Source organism: Pantoea phytostimulans (genome assembly GCF_046118715.1).
Classification (GTDB): Bacteria; Pseudomonadota; Gammaproteobacteria; order Enterobacterales; family Enterobacteriaceae; genus Pantoea; species Pantoea phytostimulans.
This window is the reverse complement of sequence record NZ_CP173698.1, coordinates 2,432,821-2,455,901: the sequence shown is the minus strand read 5'-3', so window position 1 is coordinate 2,455,901 and position 23,081 is coordinate 2,432,821. Positions and strand designations below refer to the sequence as shown.

The following is a 23,081-nucleotide window of genomic DNA, read 5'->3' as shown; positions in this document are numbered from 1 at the left end:
ATTATCCAAGGTCAGTGCTTTTTCGCCTGGTTTTAATTAATTATTCATCCAAAAAGTAACGCAAAATCGACACTAATTATTCTTTTATGTGCCGTCAGGCTAAGAAAAGCCTTAGACATGAGCTAAATGATTTATATCAGTTTTACTTACTATAGATCAGCAAAACTGTAACAGGGAAACTTCGCGCCATTTTTTCATTAATCTATTCGTTCTGTTCGCCGATAACCCAATAATCACAAGGGATTGCGGACAGCGAATAAAACTAAACTCAATACCATTTAGCCCTCTACCGTCCTGTTAGCTTCAGTGATATGTTCATACATCAATCAGACCTGATTACGCTTTTAAGAAAGATGTTACGAGATTGAGATAAAAAGTCCTAAAAATCGAAGGACAGCAAAATCTGGCCTTAATGCGTTTAAATGCATCGGGCCACGTTACTTTCACCTTTACGGTGTTTTTAGATTGACTGTTTAAGACACACACAGCACCTGCTTATCGCAGGTGGTGAGGAGTTGCACATGCTGCTGGTCACCTGGGATGGCGTTTTGATCTGCGTTTCGCTGATCGTCGCTTTTATTGCCTCTTTTACTGCTCTGGATACGGCGGGACGCGTAGCGGTTTCTCGTGGCTGGCTGGCGCGCTTATGGCTGGTGATCAGCGGCACCGCGATGGGCATTGGTATCTGGGCGATGCACTTCATTGGCATGTTAGCGATGATGATGCCGATGACCATGCGCTATGACGTGCGACTGACCGCAATATCGCTGGCGGTAGCGATCGCCGCATCAATATGGGCTTTTAACCAAACTGTCAACGAGCATCACTTGACGCGCCGCCGTCTGTTATATGGCAGCCTAATTCTTGGCGCAGGCGTAGTGGTTATGCACTACCTTGGCATGAATGCGTTGTTGATCGCGCCTACACCGCACTGGAAACTTGCGCTGGTTGCGCTCTCAGTTTTGATTGCTTTTGTGGCGTCAGGCGTCGCGCTGTGGCTGGCTTTTCATTTGCGTCAAGGCGAGAAAAACCTGTTATTAATGCGCGGACTCGCCTCGTTGGTGATGGGTATAGCCATTGCGGGGATGCACTATGTTGGTATGGCGGCGGCAGAATTTGATCAGGCCAGCAGCATGCACAGCCATGGCGTTAGCGATCAAGGTTTAGCGGTGTGGGTAACTATGATTACGCTTACCATCCTTGGCATAACGTTGTTGATTTCCATGTTGGATGCGCAACTGCACGCCGCGCGTCTTACCGCCAAACTCAACCGTGCCAATCTCGAACTTCGCCAACTGGCGATGCATGACAATCTCACGGCACTGCCCAACCGCGTCATGCTTGAGCAGCGACTGCAGAACGCCATCAAAAAGGCGACGCTGGATGACAGCGGATTTACGGTGATGTACATGGATCTCGATGGCTTCAAAGCGATCAATGACACATGGGGACATCACGTTGGCGATCACTTACTGATTGCGGTTGCTGCTCGTTTGCAGGATGCATTGACCGACCAGATGCTGTTGGCTCGATTAGGTGGCGACGAATTCGTACTGATGTTTGACGATGGCGATGAAAAGCGTGCCATCGCGCTGGCGCAGAAGCTGGTAAAAATGATTGAGGCACCGTTTGAGTTAGATCGCTACTCGCTGCATGTCTCGCTGAGCCTGGGCATCGCGCTTTTCCCGCTGCACGGGCGCAACAAGCAAGAGCTGATGTTCAACGCCGACTCCGCGATGTACCACACCAAACACAATGGGCGTAATGGCTGGAGCCTGTTTGAAGCGGCGATGAGTACCTCTGCGCAACATCAACTGGAACTGGCGAACGATTTATGGCAAGCCATTGATCGCCAAGAGATGCGGCTATTTTATCAGCCAAAGTTCCGTTCCAGCGGCAGCGAGCTGATCGGTTTTGAGGCGCTTCTGCGCTGGCAACATCCTACACGCGGCTTGCTGATGCCCGATCTTTTCCTACCGCGAGCCGAGAAAACCGGGCAAATCGTAGCGTTGGGTAATTGGGTAATCAACGAAGCCTGCCGTCAACTCAAGCAGTGGCATAAAGAAGGCAACAGCCGTTGGACCGTATCAGTTAACCTGTCAGCACTGCAATTTCATCAGCGCGATTTGCTCAACACTCTGGCGCAGGCCTTGTCGCATCATCAGTTACCCAGCGGTGCATTGATGCTGGAAATTACCGAAACCATTGCCATGCGCGATCCGCTGTTTAGTCAGCTGCGCATCCGTGAGTTACAGCAGTTGGGGGTCAAAATTGCCATCGATAATTTCGGTATCGGCTACGCCAATCTGCTGCATCTCAAACATCTTGAGGCCAGTGAACTTAAAATTGACCGCAGCTTTATCAACTGTCTACGTGCAGACAGCGAAGATGCGACAGTGGTCAGCGCAATGTTAACGCTGGCGCAGAGTCTGAACTTAAGCATGGTGGCTGAAGGCGTGGAGACAGAAGAACAGCAGCGTTTACTGACCGGTTTGGGCTTTGATGCGCTGCAAGGTTATTTACTGGGTAAACCGACACCCGCTGAATATGTGAGTGAATTTATGACGATCGCCTCTTTCTCCGCGTTGCGCACCGAGCGCTTAATGCCGTTAACCGATGCCTGACGATTGATTTTAACTTTCACAGGCATCGGAACCTTTCATCGTGGAGAGCTAATTAAGTGTTTAGCATTGCCGATAACTTGTACAACAAAACAGTGCGCGATCCGTTTCTCATAATTAACACCACAGCTGCTCGCACGGCTTTCTCCGGGAACTCAGTATGTTAGTGACTTCATACGACTCTTTTATCGTCATTGTTTCAATTTTGGTGGCGATGCTCGCCTCGTTCACCGCATTAGACATGGCGGGGCGCGTGGCGACTTCAACCGGCAAAGCAGCGATTATTTGGCTGCTTGGCGGGGGTTTTTCCATGGGTATCGGTATTTGGGCGATGCACTTCATTGGTATGCTTTCGATGAGCATGGACATGGTGATGAGCTACAGCCCAACCTTTACCGCGATTTCAGCGGCGATTGCCGTCTGCGCATCAATTTTTGCGCTCTGGTTGGTTTGCCAGGGTGAGTTGCCGATGCAGCGTTTGATAGGCGGCGCGCTGATTATGGGCACTGGCGTGGCAGCAATGCATTACACCGGCATGGCAGCATTGATGTTTTCACCCGGCATTGTCTGGAACTGGGGCTGGGTGGCCGTTTCGATAGTGATTGCGCTGGTCGCTTCAGGCGCTGCGCTGTGGCTGGCATTTAACCTGCGCGAAGGCACATCCAACCGCGTGACGGTATTACGATTGGGCGCCTCGGTGGTAATGGGATTTGCCATCGCGGGAATGCATTATACCGGGATGATGGCAGCCAAATTTCCTTTGCATGGACACCCGACGCAGGAGGGGGTTAACAGTAACTGGCTGGCGATTCTGGTCACGGTTGTCACGATAGCTATCCTCGGTATCACGTTGCTGGTATCAATGCTGGATGCACGTATGCAGGCACGCACTTCAATCCTCGCCAGTTCACTGGCTGAGGCGAACCGCGAGCTGGCACAGTTGGCATTGCACGATAACCTGACGCGTTTACCTAACCGTATTCTGCTGGAAGATCGTCTGGAGCAGGCGATCAACAAGGCCAACCGCGAACGTACCCATTTCGCGCTGATGTTCATGGATCTGGATGGCTTCAAAGCGGTGAACGACGCTTTTGGCCACCATATCGGTGATAATTTATTGATTGGTGTGACCGAGCGTATGAGCCAGCAGATGGAAGGCTATTACACCCTGGCGCGGCTCGGCGGCGATGAGTTTGTATTGCTGATTGAGATCAACGATCCCAACGATGCCGCGGCGGTTGCAGACAATCTGGTTAAAGCGGTGGATCGTCCGTTCGACATTTCGCGCTATGAGCTGGTGGTGTCGCTGAGTATCGGTATCGCTGTTTATCCGGGTGATGGCGTTGATGAGCGCGAGCTGATGTTCAACGCTGACGCCGCGATGTATCACACGAAAAATAATGGCCGCAACGGTTACACCTTCTTCCAGCCATCGATGAATATGCAGGCGCAAAGTCAACTCCAGCTGAACAACGATCTGTGGCACGCGCTGGATAACAACGAACTGCGCCTGTTTTACCAACCAAAATATTGCGCGCCGCGCGGCCCGATTCTTGGCTTCGAAGCGCTGCTGCGCTGGGAACATCCAGCGCGCGGATTACTGACGCCAGACCATTTCCTGCCGATGGCGGAAAAGACCGGCATGATCGTGAGCATCGGTAATTGGGTGATTAACGAAGCCTGCCGTCAGCTGCGCCAATGGCATCTGCAAGGACATCCCCATTGGTCAGTTGCGGTAAATTTATCGTCGCTGCAATTCGAGCAGAGTAATTTGGTGGAAACGGTGACGGAGGCGCTGGCGAAGCATGAGATTCCGCCAGAGCTGTTGACGCTAGAAGTGACGGAAACCACGGCCATGCGCGATCCCGATGAAAGCGTGCGTATCCTCACTGAGTTGACCAAGTTGGGTGTGAAGGCTTCTATTGATGACTTTGGTACTGGCTATTCCAGCTTGCTGTACCTGAAACGTTTACCGGCAAGCGAACTCAAAATTGATCGCGCGTTTGTGAATGAGTTACAGCATCACTCTGAAGACGCCACCATCGTCTCGGCGATTGTGGCGCTGGCGCAGTCGTTGCAACTGAAAGTTGTCGCCGAAGGGGTGGAAACTGCCGAACAGCAGGCTTTTCTGACCGGCCTGGGCTGCAACACATTGCAAGGTTATTTGCTGGGCAAACCTATTCCACCTGAACGGATCAGTGAACTGGATAATTTTGTTGGCACACAAGAGAATGAATTAAAGACAGAACTGCATACAGTTAACTCATCTCTTACCTGAGCAAGCAACGTGAAAAAGGCCACATGAGAATGTGGCCTTTTTGTTTATCAGGCAGCAACGCTGGATAATCACGGTGTATAAGCAGTAGCGGAATAGAAAAATGAACGTCAGCTTTGAATAGTGAATGCTTATAAAGAGTTAATCGCATTAAATCTACAAAAAGTGAAGGGCTGTTTTCGGTGATTATCTCTTGTACATGCTAAAGTCACGGCGTGAAAAAGGAGTAAAACCGCGTGGCAAAATACCAACGATTAATGGATGACGTTCAGCAGCAGATCGAGGCGGGAATCTGGCCGCCAGGCACGAAATTACCCTCCTTGCGCCAGCAGGTCGCGCAGCAAGGATTGAGTTTAATGACGGTGCTGCATGCTTATGAATTGCTGGAGAGTCAGGGCTGGATTGTTTCACGGCCGCAATCGGGTTACTACGTAGCACCACGCGCGTTAGCCGTAAAACCGTTAAGCGTGGCGATCAGTGAAAAGGTCGATATCAACGACTTTGTGTTTGATGTATTGCAGGCCACGCGTGATCCCAGCATTGTGCCGTTTGGTTCCGCTTTTCCCGATCCGGCGCTGTTCCCCCAACGTCAGTTAATGCGCTCGCTGGCAAATGTTTCGCACCAACTCACCGCCTCCGATGCGCTGCACAATTTACCTCCCGGCAATGCCACCTTGCGTCAGCTGCTGGCGCAACGCTATGCGCGTCAGGGCATTATGTTGTCGCCGGATGAAATCGTCATTACCAGCGGCGCGCTGGAAGCGCTGAATCTCAGCCTGCAATCACTGACAGAACCCGGTGATTATGTCGTGATTGAGCAACCCAGTTTTTATGGGGCGCTACAGGCGATTGAGCGGCTGAAACTCAAAGCGTTGGCGATCCCCAGCGATCCCACCCACGGTATTGATTTAGTTCAGCTTGAAGAGACGCTTCAGCGCTGGCCGGTAAAAGCGTGCTGGTTAATGACCACGTTGCAAAATCCGCTTGGCGTGACCTTAACGCCGGAGCGCAAACAACAGCTGGTTGAGCTGCTGGCGCAGCATCAGGTTCCCATGATTGAAGATGATGTCTATTCAGAGCTTTGGAACGGCACCACGCCGCCGTTACCCGCTAAAGCGTGGGATCGTCAGGGAAATGTTTTGCACTGCGGCTCATTTTCAAAATCGCTGGTGGCGGGTTTTCGTGTGGGGTGGGTAGCGGCAGGAAAGCATGCGCAACGCATTCAGCGTTTACAGTTAATGAGCACTCTCTCTACCAGTGCACCGATGCAGCTGGCGCTGGCAGATTTCCTGGCCACGCGTCGTTATGACGTGCATTTAAAGCGCTTACGGCAGATTTTGGCGAAGCGACAGCAGATGGCGCGCCAAAGTTTATTGAAAGTGTTACCGGCCAGATCAACGGTGACTGAAGCGTCAGGCGGCTATTTTCTCTGGGTGACGCTACCAGAAACCATTAATACCATAGTGCTTTATCAGCAAGCTTTGGCTGCAGGTATCAGCATTGCGCCGGGCCAGCTCTTTGCGACGGGCGATCAATTTAATCACTGTTTCAGGCTGAATACCGCCTGGCCGTGGGATACGCGGGCCGAGGCGGCAATGGAAACGTTAGGCAGGATAATGGCAGAAATGGCGCAAAGCTAAACGCGCGCCGCTTCCTGATGGCCCCATGTCAGATAGTAAATATCGTAAAAATCCACTTCACCTTTCTGGTTCAGCAAACGCTGAATACCCATTTTTACGCGCTCCGGTGTTTCCGGCAGTGACAAGATGCGCGACACCGCTTGCTCGCGTACGGGTTGTACGTAATACCATTCGCCGTTGTAGCAAACACGCAGATCCAGCGCATCGATATCTTCAAAGCGGTACTTGGGATTGATGTCCATTAACATCAGAAAGCTCATCACCAGCACGAATGCGGTTGCGAACCAAAACGCGGGCCAGCCGAGCATATCAGTGGTGAAGATTAACGCCACGCACAGGCCGTAGCACAAATACATCACCGCCCAAAGGCCGGGATGCTTTCTCAAAAATGACAAGCTAAAGCGCGGCAAATTGTCGCGGCGTTCTTCGCGGTTAAGCGTGGCAATCTCGTCGATCAGGATTTGTTTAATGTTTTCCATCGTTCACCTCACTTTCATCTGTTGATGATTTAAACAGATAACAGTCAAGGTAAGCAGACACAGATTTGTACGGTTTTTATATAACAGTTTGGTGAGATGGGTAAGGTGCGCGCAGCCGCATGTTGTCACCGAATTCGCAGGTTGCAGCATCGTCCTCTTCCATTTATGGGGAGGACCGAGGTGGGGGACAAACGATCTCCTCTGCGCGCTGCCCCCCATCCCGGCCTTCCCCCGTTTTGACGGGGGAAGGAGACGCTGCCGCATGCCGTCACCGAATTCGCATGTTGCAGCATCTTCCTCCCCCATTTATGGGGGAGGACTGAGGTGGGGGACAAACGACCTCCTCTGCGCGCTGCCCCCCATCCCGGCCTTCCCCCGTTTTGACGGGGGAAGGAGACGCTGCCGCATGCTGTCACCGAATTCGCAGGTTGCAGCATCTTCCTCCCCCATTTATGGGGGAGGACCGAGGTGGGGGACAAACGACCTCGCACTAAAAAGCCGAGGAGGGGGATAAACTATCTCTTCTGCGCGCTGCCCCCCATCCCGGCCTTCCCCCGTTTTGACGGGGGAAGGAGACGCTGCCGCATGTTGTCACCGAATTCGCATGTTGCAGCATCTTCCTCCCCCCTTTATGGGGGAGGATGGAGGTGGAGGACAAACGACCTCCTCTGCGCGCTGCCCCCCATCCCGGCCTTCCCCCGTTTTGACGGGGGAAGGAGACGCTGCCGCATGCCGTCACCGAATTCGCATGTTGCAGCATCTTCCTCCCCCATTTATGAGGGAGGACTGAGGTGGGGGACAAACGACCTCGCCCTCACTCATCAAAATCCTCGAGCCGGCTCCAGAATTCTACTCACCTCACTTTCATCCAATACTGTTCTCACTCATGCTGCGCAAAAAGAGGAACCCCTATGCGCCATGGAATTGAACGCAGCCGTGAATTACGACGAAACGCAACCGATGCCGAACGTTTACTCTGGCGTTATTTGCGCCATAAACAGTGTCTCGGCCAGCGTTTTAGGCGACAACATCTTATCGCCCCTTACATTGTGGACTTCGCCTGCCTTGAACAACATTTGGTGATCGAGCTCGACGGTTCGCAGCATGCCGACGCGCATCGTTACGACACACAATGCACACATTACCTCAGCTATCTCGGCTGGCACGTGCTGCGCTTCTGGAATCATGACGTACTAAAGCAACCAGAAGCAGTGATCACAGCGGTCATAAACGCATTCACCAGGAAGTCACAAAACTGTTAACAACAAATTTGGGTTTAGTTAGTTAATTCAGGTAATTATGTTAATTCTGTCGGGCAGAGCACATTGCGTTACCCCCGGAATTTGCCACACTTAAACAAAAAAGGAGAACCTGTATGACTGCTAAAATTTCCAGTCTGATGTTACTGATGTCCTTCGCTGCGGGTACGTTCTCAGCTGGCGCGTCTGATAATCCTCAGCATCTGATGTTATCGACGCCATCGGGCGGTGTGCCGAACAATCCCTTGCCGCTGATTATCTGGCCGCGCGTGGTGCCGGATGACCAGGAAGACAAAGCTGCGTGGTTTGAAAAAACCTTTGCACAGCATGGTTGGCCACCAGCGTGGCGCTATCCTATTTTTCCCTATACCCATTATCACCCAAACACGCATGAGCTTCTTGGCGTAGCGGAAGGCTGGGCAGAAGTGTTGTTTGGCGGTGACAGCGGCCGCATGGTGACGCTGCGGGCTGGGGATGCGGTATTAATTCCGGCAGGTGTTGGGCATAAACAAATTCATGCCAGCGACGATTTTATCGCCGTCGGCGCCTATCCTGAAGGAATGTCACCCGAAACGCTGCGTGACGAGCCGGACAAACTCCAACATTCGCTGGTACAGATAAAACAGGTACCCATGCCAACCCGCGATCCTTTTACGGGTAAAGCGGGCGCAATGACAGAGATTTGGGCACCTGTAGCCAATCTGACATCGCACCAATAAAGTGCATTTTGAGCCTGATTTCCCCTAGCCCGGTGCTCACAGGCTAAGCAGAGAAAGACGACGCTGCCGCATAACAACGCCAACGTTGCTGATGTCGGTCTCTTTCTCTGCCAGGCGTGAGCGAAACAGCCAGAGAGGTGAACACGGTCACACGCTAAAAACACCTGCCCAAGCCCTGGCACACTTTGTGCAATCTCTGTTTTATCTTCTCTGACAAGCGCCGGGTAATTCATGAAAGATAGCTACCAGATAGCACCACATTTCTATGATGAGATGTTAATGGGCGATGGTCAGTACCGCGCACATTATCAAACTTACTGGAAGTGGTTACAAAACGCGGACAAAGAGGCGATTGCACGCAAGCGCCAGGAAGCGGAACTTTTGTTTCATCGGGTGGGGATTACCTTTAACGTCTATGGCGACGATGGCGGAGCGGAACGTTTAATTCCTTTCGACAGCGTACCGCGCATTATTCCTGCTCAGGAATGGGCGATGCTGGATCGCGGTATTCGCCAGCGCGTTCAGGCGCTCAACGCTTTCCTTCATGACATCTATCATCAGCAGCACATCCTGAAAGCGGGCATCATCCCGGCGGAGCAGGTGATGGTGAACGATCAATATCAGCCCTGCATGCATGGCGTCGATCTGCATCGTGATATCTATGCACACATTGTTGGCGTAGACATGGTGCGTAACAGCGATGGTGAATATTACGTACTGGAAGATAACCTGCGCACGCCTTCCGGCGTTTCCTATATGCTGGAAAACCGCAAGATGATGATGCGGCTCTACCCGGAACTGTTTGCCGAGCAGCACATCGCGCCGGTCGAACGTTATCCTTCACATCTGCTGCAAACCCTGCGTGAAAGCTCGCCAGTCAACGATCCGGTGGTGGTGGTATTGACGCCGGGCCGCTTTAACAGCGCCTATTTTGAACACAGTTTCCTTGCCCAACAGATGGGTGTTGAACTGGTGGAAAGCGCTGACTTGTTCGTTAAAGATGGCGCAGTAATGATGCGAACCACCGCCGGACCCTGCAAAGTGGATGTGATTTATCGGCGGGTTGATGATGCATACCTCGATCCGCTGGCCTTCCGCCCCGACTCAATGCTTGGTGTGCCGGGCTTGTTATCGGTCTATCGTGCTGGCAACGTGGTGCTGGCGAATGCCATTGGTACCGGCGTGGCCGACGATAAATCGATCTACCCTTATGTGCCAGACATGATCCGCTTCTATCTTGATGAAGATCCGATCCTGAATAACGTGCCGACATGGCAATGCCGCAAGCCGAAAGATCTCTCCTATGTGCTGGCGAATCTGCATGAAATGGTGGTGAAAGAGGTGCATGGCGCCGGCGGCTACGGCATGTTGATCGGCCCGGTTGCCAGCCAGCAAGCGCTCAGCGATTTTCGGGCGCGATTACAGGCGCGGCCCGATAACTACATCGCGCAGAACACGCTGGCGCTTTCGACGTGTCCCACATTTATCGAAAACGGTCTGGCTCCACGCCATATCGATCTCCGTCCTTTTGCCTTGTGCGGGGCTGAGATCCGCTTGGTGCCAGGCGGCTTAACGCGCGTTGCGTTGACGGAAGGCTCGTTGGTGGTGAACTCGTCTCAGGGCGGCGGCACCAAAGATACCTGGGTTCTGGAGGATGACGCATCATGCTAAGTCGTACAGCCAGCGGTCTCTATTGGATGGCGCGCTACCTGGAACGCGCAGAACAACTCGCCCGCGTATTAGATGTCACCAACCGGCTGTCGCTGATGCCCGTGCGCGGCAGTCACGACAACGAGCTCATGCTGCCGCTGAATTTTACCGGGACCAATCAGCTGTTCGAAACGCTGAACGGACACTTCACCATGGCGCAGCTGTTTCACTTCTTTGCGCTTGACGATCGCAATCCCAGCAGCATCTTCAACTGTTGGCAGTCGGCGTGGAACAATGCACATGCCGTGCGCGGGAGCCTCTCTTCAGAAGTATGGGAAAGCATAAACTCGACGTGGATAGAGATGCGTAAAATCCGTCAGCGCGGATTAACCAGCGCAGGCGCAGACACTTTTTTTGATTGGGTAAAAGAGCGCTCACATCTGTTTCGTGGTGCGATGTTCGGCACTTTATTGCGCGGTGATGCCATGTGCTTTATCCGCATCGGCACTTTGCTAGAGCGCAGTGAAGGTACGGCAAGGTTATTGAGTGTGAATCAGCAACTGCTGGAACAAGATCCTGATTCGGTGCGCGAATACTATTGTCTCGACAATCTATTGCGTGCGGTGTCTGCGCGTGAAGCCTACAACGCGATCTTTAAAGAGCAGCTGTTTCCAGACAACGTCAATGAGATGCTGATCCTGCGCAGTGAAAGCCCACGATCGCTGCACTCTTGTATTGAAGAGATCGCTAACCAACTGGAAATGATCGGTAGCAGTGGGGAAGATCGTCCACGCTATTTGATTACCGTGCTGCTGGCGCAGCTGCGCTTCAGTACCTGGGAAAGCCTGACGCGAAATGGCCTGCAAAACTGGCTGAACACCTTTCTGGACAGCTGCAACGAACTGGCTGAAAGCATCAATCAAACCTATCTGGAGGCGAAATGAGACTGAACATTGAGCACAAAACCTGGTATGCCTACGAGCAACAGGTAAAACTCAGCACCCAGTATCTGCGCCTGACGCCGCAAGACTCTGTGCATCAACAGATCATCTCATGGGAATTGATCTTGCCCTGCGAGGCAACGCGCACGCGAGATGCCTACGGTAACGTGATGCACGTTTTAACGCTGGATACGCCCCATCAAAAGCTGGAGATTGCCGCGCGGGGTGAAGTGGAGATTCTTGACGGCGGCGAAATGGCAGCCGATCCCGATTGCGCTTTATCACCGCTGATTTTTCTGCGTGCCACGCCACTGACTCAGCCAGACGGTGCCATCATGGACTTTGCCTTGCGCTACTGGCGGCCCGAAGCGCCGATCGCCAGCCTGGAAAAGTTGATGGATGCATTACTGTTGAAAATGCCCTATCGGCCAGGCAGTACGCAGGTTACGGATGCAGCAGCAAAAGTTTTTGCTGCCGGTTCAGGCGTATGCCAGGACCACAGTCATGTGTTTCTCGCCTGTTGCCGTACGCTGGGCATCCCCGCTCGCTATGTCAGCGGCTACCTTTATACTGACAATGTTGAACACGTCGCTACTCACGCTTGGGTTGAAGCCTGGCTGGATGGCAATTGGCACAGCTTTGATATCACCAATAATACCCGCAGCACGCGCCAGCATTTACGGTTGGCGGTTGGCGTGGATTATCTGGATGCCTGCCCGGTACGCGGAATGCGTTTAGGCGGCGGCGGTGAAGATATGCTGGCAATCGCTGCGGTGCAAAAAATAATTCCGCAGCAATAAACCTTTACGAGCGTAATGATGACTTATTGTGTGGCAATGCGTTTATCGTCTGGAATGATTTTCGTCTCTGACTCACGCACCAATGCAGGCGTGGATCACATCTCATCTTTCCGTAAACTGCACGTTTTTCAGGTCAACGATGAACGCACGCTGGTGCTGCAAAGCGCGGGCAATTTAGCGACCACGCAAAGCGTTATGAGCTTACTGCGGCGAAACTGTGAAGATGATAATCAGCCCAATTTGCTCAACGGTAAATCGCTGTATGACGTGGCGCTGCTGGTGGGTGATACCTTGCGAGAAGTGATCCGGCGTGACGGTGAAGAGTTCGGCGGATCGCTGCTGTTAGGCGGGCAGATTCGGGGTGAAGAACCGCGCTTGTTTCAAATCTATCCGCAGGGCAACTTCATTGAAGCCAGCGTGGATACGCCATACTTCCAAATTGGTGAGAGCAAATACGGTAAACCGATTATTGATCGCGTATTGCGTTTTGAAACACCGCTCAGCCAGGCGATGCAGTGTGCCCTGATTTCAATGGATTCAACACTGGCGAGTAATATTTCGGTGGGATTACCGCTGGATGCGATGGTGTATCGCAGCGACAGTTTTAGCGACAGCGAGCAGTATCACATCACCGATCAGCATCCTTATTTCTCCCAAATCCGGCAACTGTGGAGTAAAGGGTTACTGAGCGTATTTTCTCAATTACCGCCGCTACAGCTTTAATCTTGTTGCCGCCGGATTATTGACGGCGGCAACGCCCAGTTACGGCATTGATTGTTCGTTAAATAAGGTCATTGCGTTCAGCTATAGCAATAATTTCCCGGATTCCTTTAATTTCCAGTTTTTGCTGAATAGCGATTTTATACGTGCTAATTGTCTTATTGCTGAGATGAAGCAGCGCAGCGATCTCTTTATTGGAATAACCCGCAGCGAGCTTGACTAAAACCATTAATTCACGCCGTGTCAGGCTCATTAATTTATCATCTTCATAATGGGCCCAGAGCAGCGAATCGGATGAAGACATCGGATAACAGCGCTTACCCTGTATCACATCGTTTAAGGCATTGAGCAACTCCTCTGGCTCGTCGCGCTTACGAAGGTAGCCTTCGACACCTAGCTGTAAACAGCAGCGCTGATAAAACAGGCTTTCTGAAGCGGTAAAAATGATGATTTTTTGCTTAGATAAGACTTGTTTTAGGTCTTTAACTAACGCAATGCCTGAATGGCCAGGTAAATTGAGATCCAGGATTAAAACATCGGGCTTAAGATGGAAAATATCCAGAAATAAAGAATCACTTTTATTCGCAGTACCGACCACCCGATAATTATTAGCCTGAGCATAAAGTTGGATGCTATCGCAGATCAATGGGTGATCATCAACAATATAAATCGTATTAGTCATTGCACTTTTCCAGAGTCTACACCGCACAAAATGAACTGCGGTAAAAATAATAAAACAGGAATGATGGTCTGACCTGTTTATTACCAGCCTGCTGGAATAAGTGCGTTAAGCTCTGTCTTAAATTTGAACAGTATCGCAATTAATGACATGAAATAATCACAGTATCGTATTTACCTCTTTTGACGCCCACGGCATAAACCCAAGTAAAAGGTGTGCAGTCTATTCGCTGCCCGATTGATTACGCATTAAAAGGCCATTGGCTTACTTTGTTGTTAATTTATGACAGGGTCAGGGTGATGTCTGCTAAAAACGGCGTGCACTGATTTGGATGCTAAGCGTTCTTGCTGAGATAAAAAAGGGGCAATGGTCAGCTGGCAAGCTGCACTGTGCCACTGTGTTGCAGCGTATTTTTCGCTTTACTCTTGCCGGAAAGGTATTGTCTGACCTCTCCAAAACATGACCCACTGCATGACAATTGAACGTTTTCTCGCCATTGCCGATAAACAGCCTACTAACTTTTGTCATTTGACTCATTGAGCTTGTTATTAGTCCGCATTTGGTCTTAAGTTCGATGTCAAATTAAGAACATTCTTAAGCCACACCAGGGCTTAGCAGCAGCAGGCAAATAAAAATGGATAATAATTCTGATGTCATGTATCGAATGCTGGTTCAAAGCGTGATCGATTACGCTATTTACATGTTGAAGCCGGACGGAACCGTGGCGAACTGGAATACAGGGGCGCAGCGGGCCAAAGGTTATACACCAGAAGAGATCGTCGGAAAAAACTTTGCGCTGTTTTACAGCGAGGCAGACCGTCTAAAAGGCATGCCGCAGCGCAGTCTGGAAACAGCGTCTATCACTGGACGTTTTGAAACCGAAGGCTGGCGCTACCGTAAAGATGGCAGCGCGTTTTGGGCGCATGTCATCATTGATGCTATTCGCGACGATTACGGCCAGCTACTGGGTTTTGCCAAAATCACCCGCGACTGCACACAGCAGCAAGAGCAGCAGCGTAAAGCGCGCGAAGACGAAGCCCGTTTTCGTTTATTGGTCGAGGGCGTGACCGATTACGCGATCTATATGCTGGATCACGACGGCAACGTAGTGAACTGGAATGCCGGGGCGCAGCGCGCCAAAGGCTACGTAGCAGAAGAAATTGTTGGCAAACACTTCTCGCGCTTTTACAGCGTACAGGATCGGCTGGAGCACATCCCCAACAAGAACCTCCAAACCGCGTTTAAGACCGGACGTTTCGAAGATGAAGGCTGGCGCTATCGCAAAGATGGCAGCGCGTTTTGGGCGCATGTGGTCATCGATGCCATACGCGACGAGGCTGGCAAACTTATCGGTTACGCTAAAATCACCCGCGACTGTACCGAGCAGCAACGTATCCGCCGCGAGCAGCACGAACAGGCAGAACGCTTCCGTCTGTTAGTCGAAGGCGTTACCGATTACGCCATTTATATGCTCGACGTTAAAGGCCACGTGGTGAACTGGAACGCTGGCGCGCAGCGCGCCAAAGGCTATGTTGCTGAGGAGATCGTCGGACAGCACTTCTCCCTGTTTTACAGCTCGCAAGACCGCGCGATGAATTTACCTGAAGCCAACCTGGGTATTGCGATGAAAACCGGGCGCTTTGAGGATGAAGGCTGGCGCTATCGCAAAGATGGCAGCGCGTTTTGGGCGCATGTGGTCATCGACGCGATTCATGACGAAGAGGGCAAGCTGCTTGGCTTCGCTAAAATTACCCGCGACAACACCGATCGCCGCGAGCAGGAGCAGCTGTTACTACGCGCCAAAGATCAGGCTGAGGCGCAAAGCGCGCAAAAAACCGCACTGTCGAAGTTCCTCGATAACATCATTACCCATATTCCTTCCTGCGTGATTGTGGAAGACGCGATTACCCGCGAAATCTTGCTGGTCAACGACCAGTCGCAAAAGCTGTTTGGCCTCTCCAAATCGCTGATTGTAAACAAGCGGCCGCATGAGTGCATGTCGCCAGAGTTGAGTGATTATTTCAACAGCCTGGCCGATATGGCGCTGCGCAGCGAAGGTATTCATGAGCGTGAGCAGCTGATGATCACCGCTAGCGGCGAGCGCATTTTGCACACCCGCGCCACGGCAATTAGCGGTCAGGATGCGCGCCAAAATTATCTAATGCTGATTGTGGAAGATGTCACCGATCAGCGTGCCGCCGACGCACGCATTCATCATATGGCGCACCACGATAACCTCACCAGCTTGCCAAACCGCATCCTGTTCCGCCAGCGTCTGAGCGAAGCGCTGCGGCAGGATGGACACAATCAAAAGCAGACTGCCGCGCTGTGCCTCGACCTTGATAACTTCAAAAACGTCAACGATGCACTCGGCCACCAAATTGGTGATGACCTGCTGCGCGTGGTGGCGAAACGCCTGCGTAATACCTTACGCGACCACGATACGCTGGCGCGCATTGGCGGTGACGAATTTGCTGTCGTGCTGCCGTCGGTTAGCAATGCAGATGAAGCCAGCATTGTGGCGCAGCGTCTGATCGAAGCGATTCGTCCGCCGGTTAATATCGAAGGGCATAACTTATCGGTTGGGTTAAGCGTCGGCATTGCACTAAGCGCCAGCATTACCAACACGCCGGAGCAGCTGCTGCGCTGTGCTGACATGGCGTTGTACGAGGCTAAACGCAACGGCCGCAACCGACACGAACACTTTACGCTGGCGATGGATGATGTAGCACGCAGCCGTCGCGTAATTGAAAATGATCTGCGCGAAGCCATCAGCGGCCGCCAGCTCAAACTCTATTACCAGCCAATCACCAACGGCGATAACAAAACCATTATCGGTTATGAAGCGCTGATGCGCTGGCATCACCCGATTAAGGGGCTGATCATGCCGAATGATTTTATCCCAATAGCGGAAGAGACCGGGCTGATTCACATGTTGGGCGCTTTTGCGTTGTATGACGCCTGTCGTGAAGCCGCCAGTTGGGAAGGGGAACAATCGGTGTCGGTGAATCTGTCGCCGCTGCAGTTCAAAAACAGCTCGCTGGTGTCGGTGGTTGAAGGTGCGCTGCAAGAATCTGGGCTGAATCCAAGCCGACTGGAAGTGGAGATTACCGAATCGGTGTTACTGGATGATTCGCTGGGCAACATCCGGACGCTTGAAAGCCTTAAAGCGTTGGGCGTACAGATTGCGCTGGATGACTTCGGCACCGGCTATTCATCGCTGAGCTATCTGCGTTCGTTCCCGTTCGACAAGATTAAAATCGATAAGTCATTCATTAATGACATGGGCGACAGTCGCGAAGCGCTGGCAATTATTCGCGCCATTACGGGGATGAGCCGCAGTCTGGATATTCAGATCACGGCTGAGGGCGTCGAAAGCAGCGAGCAGTTTGCCAAACTGCGCGAAGAGGGCTGTACCCTGTTCCAGGGGTATCTGTTTGGTCGTCCACAGCCTTCGGAATTGCGCCTAAAAGCGCTCAGCTAATCGTATAAGCCATACTGCTGAACGGGCGCATGGCTGAGGTTATCGCGTATCCGGCGCACCGATTCGCGCACCACCAGCTTGCCATTGAGCAGCAAGGTACCGGGCGGAGCGCCGGGATGCAGCCGCAGCTGTTGCAGCATGCGTACCGCCGCTTCACCCAACTCATCGCGGGGCACCTGCACCGACGTCAGTGGAATATCGTGTATCGCGGCAAGGTTAAAGCCATCCATACTCATCACCGAAATGTCCTGTGGCACGCGTAGTCCAGCCTGTTGCAGCGCCGTCACCGCGCCAGCGGCAATGTAATCGCCGCTGGCCAGAATCGCTGTCGGCCTTTGTGCCTGCGGACAATGCCGCAAATATTCCGTTAAACGCTCTGCGGCTTCATTGCTGCTAAAACTGTTGAGGGTTAACAGATGCTGGCGGCTGTCGAAGCGCAGATTCATCGCATGCCAGGCATCGCGCACGCCCTGCAATCGCTGCTCCATGGTGTAACGCCGCAGACAGTGCAGCGACAGGATCTGGCGATGACCTTGCTCAAACAGATAACGGGCCGAGAACTCGCCAATTAACTGATGATGCGGCGCCACAGAAGGCAAACGCATGCGGCGATCCAGGGCGTTAATCAGTACGCACGGCTTGTTCATTTCGGCCGCTAGCTGATGAATGTGCTCATCATCTATCCCCACCAGTAACGCGGCTTCGGTCTGCTGCATTTTTTCAATAAACAAGGCCGCGTCGCTTTCCACTTCTTCTAGTGGACAGTAACGCAGCCGTACTTCATGCGGTTCAACCGCCTGACTAATGCCCTGAATCACCTTGTAATAGAAGATATCGCTGCGCACATCAAAGGCGCGCGGGGGCGCAAATACCATCAGATTATTCAGCAGCAAACGTCCGCTGTGCAGATTATCCAGCACGCCTTGCTGCTGCGCGATCGCCAACACTTTGTCGCGGGTGCTGGGCCGGGTATTGGATTTTCCCGCCAGCACCCGCGAAACCGTGCTGATCGACACGCCGCTGAGCGCCGCAATTTCGCTGACTTTAAGCCTTTGTTTCATTCTGTGATCGCCTTCAAATCTCTAAATGAAAAATTTTTCATACGCTGCTGAATCGGGTCATATCGCAATTTACTGCGGATTTAACGTGGCGAAATAGCCTGGCATGAAAAAGCTTGCAAAAAAGTGGCTGTACCCACGTTTTGCACTTTTCTATGTTCGATGCAGGTCACGCGGTACGTCGGACGACGGTGTGAAGAATTCACGGCCATCTCGGCTTTCACAGGAGTTGCATCATGAGCCTCGACTCAACAACTAAGCCCATCAGCGCCTCGCGCACGGTGCGAACGATAAAAAATCTGCGCTGGTGGATGCTGGGCATGTTTCTGCTGGGTGTGACCGTCAATTACATCACCCGTAACTCGCTCGGCATTCTGGCACCCGAACTGAAAACCAGCCTCAACATGAGCACCGAGCAATATTCCTGGGTAGTGGCGACGTTTCAGCTGGCTTACACCCTTTTTCAACCGATCTGCGGCTGGCTGATTGATGTGATCGGTTTGAAGATGGGCTTTCTCATCTGTGCGGTGATTTGGTCTGTGACCTGCTTACTGCACGCTGGCGCAGGAAGCTGGCTCCATCTGGCGCTGCTGCGCTTTGTCATGGGCGCTTCGGAAGCTGCGGCCACGCCGGCTAACGCCAAAGCGATTGGCGACTGGTTCCCGAAAAAAGAGCGCCCGGTTGCAGCAGGTTGGGCAGGCGTTGGTTTCTCTGTTGGCGCGATGCTGGCACCGCCGATCATCTACATTGCGCATATCTCGTTTGGCTGGCAGGGCGCATTTTTGCTGACTGGCGGCCTGGGTTTGCTGTGGGTCGTATTGTGGTGGTGGGGTTATCAATCACCAGAAAAACATACGCGCCTTTCCGATGAGGAGCGCGCCTTTATTAATCAGGACAATGAGGAGATCGGCGAAAAGCTGCCGTTCTTCACCGCGCTCAAAGTCATCGGCAAAGAGAAAAAATTTTACGGCATTGCGATCCCAGCTTTTCTCGCCGAACCGGCGTGGGCGGTGCTGAGTTTCTGGGTGCCGCTCTATCTCGCCAATGAGCGCGGCATGGATCTAAAGCAGATTGTGATGTTTGCCTGGCTGCCGTTTCTCGCCGCCGATCTCGGCAGCGTGGCCAGCGGTTATCTGACCAAACTTTATGTACGCTGGTTTGGCCTGACGCGCGTGAATTCCATTGTTGCCAGCTCTGTGACAGGAGCGGTGTTGATGGTATCGCTGGGCTTGATGACGCTGGTCGACGATCCCTATTTAGCTATCGCGCTGATCTCCGTCGGCGGTTTCGGACATCAGGTGATCTCCTGCATGCTCAGCGCCTTGGTGGTTGAGCGTTTTGACCGCCGTCAGATGGCCACCGTCAACGGTATGCGTGGCTCTTGCGCCTGGATCGCCAGCTTTATCTTCTCCCTGATCATCGGCGTCACCGCCGACACCCTTGGCTTCAATCCGCTGTTTATTGCCATGGGCTTCTTTGACTTAATTGGCGCGATTTTCCTGGTGATGTTTATCGCCGAACGTCGCCAACGCACTGCGAATCAATAAGGAAAGCACGATGAAAACCCTGAAAAACTGGACGCTGCAGCAACAGGCTGATCACTTCGTTGAACTGAATGTAGAAGATCGCCACCTTCTGCGCCTGTATGTGCTGGAATCGGGACTGATGCGCGTGCTGTTAAAACGTAATGGCGAACTGGCGCTGAATCGTACCTGGAGCATTGCGCCGGAAGAAGATGTGCCGTGGGAAGGACGCGATCGTGAATCACTGGCGGGATTTTCGCTGCCTGATTTCAAGGTTGAACACGATGCGCAGCAGCTGCGCGTCAGCAGCGATAGATTGCGCGTCACGGTGCATCAGCCGCTCTGTTTGAGTTGGGAACATTTTGATGGCACCACCTGGCAGCCGCTGGCCGCCGATCGCCACACCGGCGCCTATCTTCTTAACGCGCATGGCGATGGCGTTGAACATTATCAGCGTCGCCAGCCACAGGATCGCGTGTATGGATTGGGGGAGAAAAGTGGCGATCTCAATCGAGTCAATCGTCGCTATGAAATGCGTAATCTGGATGCGATGGGTTACAACGCGCAGAGTACCGATCCGCTCTATAAACATATTCCGTTTACCCTGACGCAGCGTGATGGGGTGAGCTTTGGTCTGTTTTACGACAACCTCAGCAGCAGCTGGCTTGATTTGGGCAATGAGCTGGATAATTATCATCTGCCCTATCGCCGTTATCGCGCTGAAGCGGGCGATCTCGACTATTACTTCATGCTCGGTCCAAAACTGCTGGATGTGACCAAAGCCTTTGTGCGGCTGACCGGGCGCACGCTGTTTCAGCCAAAATGGAGCCTGGGTTACAGCGGCTCAACCATGCATTACACCGATGCGCCCGATGCGCAGCAGCAGCTGCAGTCGTTTATTCGCTTGTGTCGCGAGCACGAAATTCCCTGCGACTCTTTCCAGCTCTCTTCCGGTTATACCTCAATCAACAACAAGCGTTACGTGTTCAACTGGAACTACGACAAAGTACCTAACCCGAATGCGATGAGTGAGGCGTTTCACCGCGCCGGTATGAAGCTGGCGGCGAATATCAAACCTTGTCTGTTGCAGGATCATCCACGCTATCAGGAAGTGGCGTCGCAAGGGCTGTTCATTCGTGACTCAGAGCGGGATCGCCCTGAACGCTCCGTTTTTTGGGATGACGAAGGCTCGCACCTCGACTTTACCCATCCGCAAGCGGTGCGCTGGTGGCAGGACAATGTGACGGAGCAGCTGCTGGCAAAAGGCATTGATTCCACCTGGAATGATAACAACGAATATGAAGTGTGGGATGGCGAAGCGCGCTGCCATGGCTTTGGCACTGAAATTGCCATCAAGCATATTCGCCCGGTGATGCCGCTGCTCATGATGCGTGCCTCAATGGAAGCGCAGCAGCGTTTTGCACCGGAGAAACGGCCTTATTTGATTTCACGTTCTGGCTGTGCCGGTATGCAGCGCTACGTGCAAACCTGGAGCGGCGATAACCGCACCAACTGGCAGACGCTGCGTTACAACATTCGTATGGGACTGGGCATGAGTTTGTCTGGGTTGTTCAACGTTGGGCATGATGTCGGCGGCTTTTCGGGTGATAAACCCGATGCTGAGCTGTTTGTGCGTTGGGTGCAAAATGGCGTCATGCACCCCCGTTTTACCATCCATTCGTGGAATGACGATCACACCGTAAATGAGCCGTGGATGTACCCCGAAGTCACGTCGATGATCCGCGAGGCGATTCGCCTGCGTTATCGGCTGATGCCTTATTTGTATACGTTGGCGTGGCAGGCCAGCGCGCAAGACGAGCCGATGCTGCGCCCAACGTTTCTCGATCATGAAGAGGACGAGAAGACTTACCAAGAGTGCGACGACTTCTTGCTGGGCCGCGATGTGCTGGTGGCGAGTGTGGTGGAGCAGGGTGCACGTGAGCGTGAAGTTTATCTACCGCATAACGCACACGGTTGGTATGACTGGCACAGCGGAAATTGGTTTGCGGGTGGGCAGCAGGTGACGCTGGACGCGCCGATTGATCGCTTGCCGCTGTTGGTGCGTGCTGGCGCGGCAATCCCACTCGGAAGTTGTGAAAGCACCACCAATGCGCAACTGGATAATATACGTGAACTGCAATTGTGGCCTGCGCCTGGTGAAGTGACTACTCAAGGCGAGCTATTTGATGATGATGGTGAAAGCCATGGCTGGCGTGAAGGCAATGCGCTGTGGCTGAGCTGGTCGTTAAAAGGCAGCGCAACACGGCTGGATCTGACGCTGGAAAAACGCGGTGACTACCAACCGGCATGGCATGAAATGACGATTCTGTTGCCGCCAGGAGAAACGCGTGAGTTGTGGGTGAATGGAGAAAAAACCGCGCGTTATCGCTTGGTTTAGGCGCGGGAGAAAATCGCAATCACCTGATCAAGATGCGCCTTCATGGCCTGACGCGCGCGGCGACTGTCGCGCGCTTCCAGCGCCTCAAGAATCTGCAAATGTTCCTGCTCAGAGCGGTGCGGCATATCTTCTGGCGTAAAGCGCTGTTGCAGGGTACGAAACATGGTGCCATAGCGATGTCCCAGCAGTTGGCCAATGATAAAGCCGTAGGTCTGATTGCCGCTCGCTTGGGCAATCCGAATATGAAACAGACGGTCACCGGGATGGGTTTGCGAATTGGCGCGGTTATCTTTGCAGTTCTGTTCAAAGGCGGCACGGATTTGCAGCAGTTGTTCGCTGCTGGCATTGCGCGCAGCCAGCGCTGCAGTTTCGGGTTCTATCAAACGCCGGGCCTGAAGCAACGAAAAAGGCGCTAATTCAGCATTAAAATCGATATCAATATTGAGTTCGCTGTCCATTTCCTGCCACGGTTGACGTGGCGTGCGGCTCGACATTGTGGCCTTCGGCAGCGCTTTCACCACCACGCCGTTTCCGACTTTCACATCCACCAAACCCACCACTTCCAGCGCGATCAACGCTTCCCGTACTGATGCACGGCTCACCTGCAGCTGTTTAGCCAGTTCCCGTTCTGCCGGTAAACGGCTGCCGGGCGGAAATTCACCACGCTCGATCAGGCCACGTAGCTGATCGGCTATCTGGCGATAGATGCGCGGATTTTCGAGTCGGGTGATCGGCATGGGCAACGTCCTTCGCAAAATTTTATGCGATTCAGCGCGCATTTTGCAGATCGCTGAATTGTGGCATGTTAGAAACTTGTGTCATTACTGAAACGCGC

The 23,081-nt window shown here is 52.7% G+C and carries 16 protein-coding genes; 12 read left to right on the top strand and 4 right to left on the bottom strand.

Annotated elements, in window-relative coordinates:
- Window positions 1-521 precede the first annotated feature (521 nt).
- The 3 genes from ACF2G4_RS11390 to ACF2G4_RS11380 all read left to right on the top strand — a co-directional run bounded on the left by ACF2G4_RS11390 (window position 522) and on the right by ACF2G4_RS11380 (window position 6,536).
- Window positions 522-2,624: a putative bifunctional diguanylate cyclase/phosphodiesterase gene (locus ACF2G4_RS11390; protein ID WP_409074846.1), complete on the top strand. Its 2,103-nt coding sequence runs from the start codon at window positions 522-524 to the stop codon at window positions 2,622-2,624.
- A gap of 157 nt (window positions 2,625-2,781) precedes the next feature.
- Window positions 2,782-4,899 (top strand): putative bifunctional diguanylate cyclase/phosphodiesterase, encoded by a 2,118-nt coding sequence (locus ACF2G4_RS11385; protein WP_409074845.1) that lies wholly within the window; start codon window positions 2,782-2,784, stop codon window positions 4,897-4,899.
- 233 nt (window positions 4,900-5,132) lie between these two features.
- Entirely contained in the window at window positions 5,133-6,536 is a 1,404-nt protein-coding gene (locus ACF2G4_RS11380; protein ID WP_409074844.1) for a PLP-dependent aminotransferase family protein, read from the top strand.
- Here ACF2G4_RS11380 and ACF2G4_RS11375 read toward each other — a convergent pair.
- The gene (locus ACF2G4_RS11375; protein WP_215845595.1) at window positions 6,533-7,015 is read right to left on the bottom strand and encodes a YlaC family protein; all 483 of its coding nucleotides are present in this window, start codon (window positions 7,013-7,015) and stop codon (window positions 6,533-6,535) included. The genes ACF2G4_RS11380 and ACF2G4_RS11375 overlap by 4 nt on opposite strands.
- 911 nt (window positions 7,016-7,926) lie before the next feature.
- On the opposite strand from ACF2G4_RS11375, the gene ACF2G4_RS11370 reads away from it, so the two are divergent.
- The 6 genes from ACF2G4_RS11370 (at window position 7,927) to ACF2G4_RS11345 (ending at window position 13,107) form a co-directional block, all read left to right on the top strand.
- Window positions 7,927-8,277, top strand: coding sequence for an endonuclease domain-containing protein (locus tag ACF2G4_RS11370; RefSeq protein WP_409074843.1), 351 nt, complete (start codon window positions 7,927-7,929; stop codon window positions 8,275-8,277).
- A 113-nt stretch (window positions 8,278-8,390) separates the two neighbouring features.
- Window positions 8,391-8,993, top strand: coding sequence for a cupin domain-containing protein (locus ACF2G4_RS11365; protein WP_215845597.1), 603 nt, complete (start codon window positions 8,391-8,393; stop codon window positions 8,991-8,993).
- Window positions 8,994-9,224: 231 nt separating this feature from the next.
- Entirely contained in the window at window positions 9,225-10,664 is a 1,440-nt protein-coding gene (locus ACF2G4_RS11360; RefSeq protein ID WP_215845598.1) for a circularly permuted type 2 ATP-grasp protein, read from the top strand.
- Window positions 10,658-11,587 carry an alpha-E domain-containing protein gene (locus ACF2G4_RS11355; RefSeq protein ID WP_243078953.1) on the top strand — a complete coding sequence of 310 codons (930 nt, stop codon included), beginning with the start codon at window positions 10,658-10,660 and terminating at the stop codon, window positions 11,585-11,587. The genes ACF2G4_RS11360 and ACF2G4_RS11355 overlap by 7 nt, the downstream gene beginning before the upstream one ends.
- Complete coding sequence (locus tag ACF2G4_RS11350; RefSeq protein WP_215845599.1) at window positions 11,584-12,384, top strand: transglutaminase family protein; 801 nt, start codon at window positions 11,584-11,586, stop codon at window positions 12,382-12,384. The genes ACF2G4_RS11355 and ACF2G4_RS11350 overlap by 4 nt, the downstream gene beginning before the upstream one ends.
- Before the next feature lie 18 nt (window positions 12,385-12,402).
- Entirely contained in the window at window positions 12,403-13,107 is a 705-nt protein-coding gene (locus ACF2G4_RS11345; protein WP_215848217.1) for a proteasome-type protease, read from the top strand.
- A gap of 58 nt (window positions 13,108-13,165) precedes the next feature.
- On the opposite strand, the gene ACF2G4_RS11340 is transcribed toward ACF2G4_RS11345, so the two are convergent.
- Entirely contained in the window at window positions 13,166-13,786 is a 621-nt protein-coding gene (locus tag ACF2G4_RS11340; protein ID WP_215845600.1) for a response regulator transcription factor, read from the bottom strand.
- Window positions 13,787-14,417: 631 nt separating this feature from the next.
- Here ACF2G4_RS11340 and ACF2G4_RS11335 point away from each other — a divergent pair.
- Window positions 14,418-17,267 carry an EAL domain-containing protein gene (locus ACF2G4_RS11335; protein ID WP_409074842.1) on the top strand — a complete coding sequence of 950 codons (2,850 nt, stop codon included), beginning with the start codon at window positions 14,418-14,420 and terminating at the stop codon, window positions 17,265-17,267.
- Here ACF2G4_RS11335 and ACF2G4_RS11330 read toward each other — a convergent pair.
- A complete protein-coding gene (locus ACF2G4_RS11330) occupies window positions 17,264-18,328 on the bottom strand; it encodes a LacI family DNA-binding transcriptional regulator (RefSeq protein ID WP_409074841.1) in 1,065 nt (354 codons plus the stop codon). The genes ACF2G4_RS11335 and ACF2G4_RS11330 overlap by 4 nt on opposite strands.
- Before the next feature lie 233 nt (window positions 18,329-18,561).
- Between ACF2G4_RS11330 and ACF2G4_RS11325 the strand changes: the two genes are divergently transcribed.
- Entirely contained in the window at window positions 18,562-19,872 is a 1,311-nt protein-coding gene (locus tag ACF2G4_RS11325; protein WP_243078957.1) for an MFS transporter, read from the top strand.
- 10 nt (window positions 19,873-19,882) lie between these two features.
- Complete coding sequence (locus ACF2G4_RS11320; RefSeq protein ID WP_243078958.1) at window positions 19,883-22,246, top strand: glycoside hydrolase family 31 protein; 2,364 nt, start codon at window positions 19,883-19,885, stop codon at window positions 22,244-22,246.
- Here ACF2G4_RS11320 and ACF2G4_RS11315 read toward each other — a convergent pair.
- Window positions 22,243-22,983 carry a FadR/GntR family transcriptional regulator gene (locus tag ACF2G4_RS11315; protein ID WP_332625790.1) on the bottom strand — a complete coding sequence of 247 codons (741 nt, stop codon included), beginning with the start codon at window positions 22,981-22,983 and terminating at the stop codon, window positions 22,243-22,245. The two genes, ACF2G4_RS11320 and ACF2G4_RS11315, sit on opposite strands and share 4 nt — an antisense overlap.
- Window positions 22,984-23,081 lie beyond the last annotated feature (98 nt).

What these genes read in the sequence shown, in the direction of transcription:
- ACF2G4_RS11360 (WP_215845598.1), top strand. Translation starts at nt 9,225, where the DNA reads ATGAAAGATAGCTACCAGATAGCACCACATTTCTATGATGAGATGTTA.
- ACF2G4_RS11330 (WP_409074841.1), bottom strand. Translation starts at nt 18,328, where the DNA reads ATGAAACAAAGGCTTAAAGTCAGCGAAATTGCGGCGCTCAGCGGCGTG.
- ACF2G4_RS11375 (WP_215845595.1), bottom strand. Translation starts at nt 7,015, where the DNA reads ATGGAAAACATTAAACAAATCCTGATCGACGAGATTGCCACGCTTAAC.
- ACF2G4_RS11350 (WP_215845599.1), top strand. Translation starts at nt 11,584, where the DNA reads ATGAGACTGAACATTGAGCACAAAACCTGGTATGCCTACGAGCAACAG.
- ACF2G4_RS11335 (WP_409074842.1), top strand. Translation starts at nt 14,418, where the DNA reads ATGGATAATAATTCTGATGTCATGTATCGAATGCTGGTTCAAAGCGTG.
- ACF2G4_RS11325 (WP_243078957.1), top strand. Translation starts at nt 18,562, where the DNA reads ATGAGCCTCGACTCAACAACTAAGCCCATCAGCGCCTCGCGCACGGTG.
- ACF2G4_RS11365 (WP_215845597.1), top strand. Translation starts at nt 8,391, where the DNA reads ATGACTGCTAAAATTTCCAGTCTGATGTTACTGATGTCCTTCGCTGCG.
- ACF2G4_RS11345 (WP_215848217.1), top strand. Translation starts at nt 12,403, where the DNA reads ATGACTTATTGTGTGGCAATGCGTTTATCGTCTGGAATGATTTTCGTC.
- ACF2G4_RS11385 (WP_409074845.1), top strand. Translation starts at nt 2,782, where the DNA reads ATGTTAGTGACTTCATACGACTCTTTTATCGTCATTGTTTCAATTTTG.
- ACF2G4_RS11390 (WP_409074846.1), top strand. Translation starts at nt 522, where the DNA reads ATGCTGCTGGTCACCTGGGATGGCGTTTTGATCTGCGTTTCGCTGATC.
- ACF2G4_RS11315 (WP_332625790.1), bottom strand. Translation starts at nt 22,983, where the DNA reads ATGCCGATCACCCGACTCGAAAATCCGCGCATCTATCGCCAGATAGCC.
- ACF2G4_RS11320 (WP_243078958.1), top strand. Translation starts at nt 19,883, where the DNA reads ATGAAAACCCTGAAAAACTGGACGCTGCAGCAACAGGCTGATCACTTC.
- ACF2G4_RS11340 (WP_215845600.1), bottom strand. Translation starts at nt 13,786, where the DNA reads ATGACTAATACGATTTATATTGTTGATGATCACCCATTGATCTGCGAT.
- ACF2G4_RS11355 (WP_243078953.1), top strand. Translation starts at nt 10,658, where the DNA reads ATGCTAAGTCGTACAGCCAGCGGTCTCTATTGGATGGCGCGCTACCTG.
- ACF2G4_RS11370 (WP_409074843.1), top strand. Translation starts at nt 7,927, where the DNA reads ATGCGCCATGGAATTGAACGCAGCCGTGAATTACGACGAAACGCAACC.